This is a genomic window from Nostoc flagelliforme FACHB-838 (genome assembly GCF_014698065.1).
GTDB classification, from domain to species: Bacteria; Cyanobacteriota; Cyanobacteriia; order Cyanobacteriales; family Nostocaceae; genus Nostoc; species Nostoc flagelliforme_B.
In genome coordinates, this window is sequence record NZ_JACJSI010000549.1 from 1 (window position 1) to 3,233 (window position 3,233).

The 3,233-nt window shown below is 39.4% G+C and carries 2 protein-coding genes and 2 pseudogenes; 2 read left to right on the plus strand and 2 right to left on the minus strand.

Annotation, left to right across the window (positions count from 1 at the left end):
- Together H6G97_RS48500 and H6G97_RS48505 are read left to right on the plus strand one after the other, a co-directional pair.
- Positions 1-155, plus strand: a pseudogene (locus tag H6G97_RS48500) (IS701 family transposase); the annotation flags it as partial.
- Positions 156-235: 80 nt separating this feature from the next.
- Positions 236-1,285 (plus strand): annotated as a pseudogene (locus H6G97_RS48505) (tetratricopeptide repeat protein).
- A 227-nt stretch (positions 1,286-1,512) separates the two neighbouring features.
- Here H6G97_RS48505 and H6G97_RS48510 read toward each other — a convergent pair.
- Together H6G97_RS48510 and H6G97_RS48515 are read right to left on the minus strand one after the other, a co-directional pair.
- Positions 1,513-2,208 carry an NAD-binding protein gene (locus H6G97_RS48510; RefSeq protein WP_190947441.1) on the minus strand — a complete coding sequence of 232 codons (696 nt, stop codon included), beginning with the start codon at positions 2,206-2,208 and terminating at the stop codon, positions 1,513-1,515.
- A gap of 152 nt (positions 2,209-2,360) precedes the next feature.
- Positions 2,361-3,233 (minus strand): potassium transporter TrkG (locus tag H6G97_RS48515; protein WP_190947442.1); only part of this gene is annotated, 873 nt, incomplete at its 5' end.

Below are 3,233 nucleotides of genomic sequence, written 5' to 3' on the forward strand. Positions count from 1 at the left end.
CTTTAAATAATCTGCGTCTCATTATCCAACCACTTTTACTATTTTGGTTGATTTATCCCTGGTTAAGTATTTTCCCTAATTCACATTTATTCCTGGGATTCAATCATTTAATTGCTGCCATGAATCAATTTAAACCCTGTTATGCTTCTGGATGATTAAGCTCCTGAACTACTTGCTTATATCGGAAAGTGACAGAAGAGGGATATTTTCTCACTGATCAAATTTATTTTGCTAGGTGGCACTCGGTGGCTGTTCTGCGTTTTTGGTCTTGGCTGCACCGACAATTACTAATTTCCCAGTTAGCAAGCTGCTGGCAGAAACTGCAATTTCTCAGGATCTCGAAGCAGCTAGCTTTTTCCAGCAGGGAGTGACGCGCTATAACCGCAAAGACTTACAGGGTGGAGAATATGCTTTTCGTCAAGCGTTGGAGCGAGATTCTAACCTTGGGGCAGCGCGAAATTATCTGGGTAGTATTTTTATGGAGCAAAATCGCCTGTATATAGCTTTACAAGAATATACATAGGCAATTAAAATTAATCCCAATTTTAGCGAAGCTTATTATAACTTAGGGTTGGTGTTGCACCGACAAGGAGAAAAAGATGCAGCGATTACGGCTTATCGTCAGAGCTTGGTGGTAGATTCCACGAGGGTAGCAACGCTGTATAATCTGGGTTTGGCGTTGTATGAACAAGGACAGTTAGAGAAAGCGATCGCAGCATACCAAAAAGCAATTAGTCTAGATAGCAGCAATGCCAATGCTTATTTTAATCTAGCGATCGCCTTGCAACAACAAGGTCAAATAGAGGCCGCGATCGCTACTTATCGCCAAGCCTTACAGCTAGATCCTAAAAATGCCGCAGCCTACAACAATATGGCAAATTTGCTAGCAATTCATGGTCAAGCTTCTGAGGCTATTTCTGTTTATCGGCAAGCTATTCGCCAAAATCCTAAAAATGCCTCAACTTACTATAACTTGGGAGTGACTTTATATAATCAGGGCGAGATCAACAAAGCCAGTGGAGTCTTAAAACGCGCTCATAATGAGTATCGTGAGCAAGGCAACATTGAACAGGCCCAGAACACTGAGCAGCTAATGCAGCAAATTGCCCAGAAAAATGGGCAACAGCAACCTCAAGCTAGTCAAACAGCTACTCCTTCTCAGAGTTCAGATTCTACAAATAATGTAGTGCAAACACCAGAGCTACAGACACCAAATCAATCAGAAATACCCGTGAACCCTGGCTCAGTTGAACCACAATCCACTTCAACAAATGCCGGACAATAAAAAACCTAGAGTTAACGCGATTTGCAAAAATGCAAAATTTGCCCTCATCCCCAACCCTTTCTCCCAAAATTGAGAGAAGGGGAGCGAATTTAAAAATCCCTCTCCCAAGCTTGAGAGAGGGATTTAGGGTGAGGTTCAATAATCCAATAAGTCTATTTTCTACTGGAGGTTAGGTTTGAGTAAAAGTTACACACGGCATAACTTTTAACTCTTAACTCCTAACTTTTTTAAATCGGCAAACGATTGATATCTTTGTTGCAGCCAATAACTACCATTGCTGAACCACGCTCTAAACGCTTCGTGGGGTTAGGATTAATTATAAATTTACCATCCTGGCTCACTGCTAGCAAATTTAAACCGTAGCGGTTACGAAGTTGAAGTTCAGTGATTGTTTTGTCGTGAAATTCATCAGGCACAATCAACTCTACAATACTGTTATCTGGGTCTAGATCAAACCGATCTAGGATTGCTGGTTTGGTAAGTGTACGCGCTAGGGCGCAACCCGCTTCATACTCAGGAAAAACAACATGATCTGCTCCTACTCGCCGTAACAGTTTACGATGAACTTCACTAGAAGCTTTGGCAACTACATGGGGGACACCAGCTTCTTTTACATTTAAGGTAGTTATAATACTTTCTTGAACATAGTTGCCAATCGCTATAATTACAGTATCAAATTCAAAAATTCCAGCTTCTTTGAGTGCGGCTGGTTCTGTAGAGTCTAGTTGCAAAGCATGACCAACGATTCCCTCAGTTAATGCTTCTGAAACTCGTTTTTCATCAATATCTGTTGCCAGCACTTGATAGCCAAAATTGTGTAATGTGGAACAAACAGACCTACCAAAACGACCTAACCCAATTACAGCAAATTGGTGGTTATCTTTACGTAAACTGCGAAAAAAACCTAATGATGACAGATTCACCCTTGTTATCCTTATTATGAATCCCTGTATTTAGGGCAAAAAACGGTTATACCGCTTGAATTAAAAATTTTATTTTTTGCCTTACCATGTATATTTTATCAGTTTGGGCATTGGTTAGTATTTCTCCACTATTCCCTATTCCCTCTCCTTAACTATCCCACGAGTAAATTTTCTTCAGGATAGTGAATTCTAGTGGGGCGGGGATCTCCTAGTACGGCAGACATCAGTAGTAAAATACCTACTCGTCCAACGTACATTGTCACAATTAAGATGAGCTTTGCTGTTATAGAAATACTTGCTGTAATGCCTGTAGAAAGCCCTACAGTGGCAAAGGCTGATACCACTTCAAACAAAATTTTAATAAAATCTAATGTTGGATCTGTAAGGCTTATTAAAATTGTAGCTAAAATCACGGCCGCTACTGAACCCACTAATACACCCACAGCTTTCAAAATTAAAGATATTGCTATCTTGCGATCGTACAATAAAACTTCTTCTTTTCCCTGGAGTATAGCTTTAGTGCAACTGGTCAAGACCCTCAAGGTTGTTGTTTTCATGCCTCCTCCTGTACCACCTGGACTTGCACCAAGAAACATGAGTGCAATCGTAATAAATAGACCAGCAGTGGTCATTTTGCCAATATCGATGGTGTTAAAACCAGCAGTTCTAGGAGTAACGGATTGGAACCAAGCTACTAATATTTGGTCGCGTAAATTTAAAGAACCAAATGTTTCCGGGTTTCTGCTTTCTATACAGAAAAAGGCAATAAATCCTATTAACAATAATATAATAGTTGTGCTGGTTGCAACTTTAAAGTCTAGAGAAAATATTTGCATTTTAATAGATTGTTTTAAAATATGATCGCGCAACCAAAAGTACATTTCTAAAATTACTTGATACCCAATTCCCCCAAAAATAATTAGTGTTGTAACAGTGAAGACTACTAAGAAGGAAGACTGATAACCAATTAAGTTATCTTTAAATAAACTAAAACCAGCATTATTCCAAGAATTGATACTATGAAA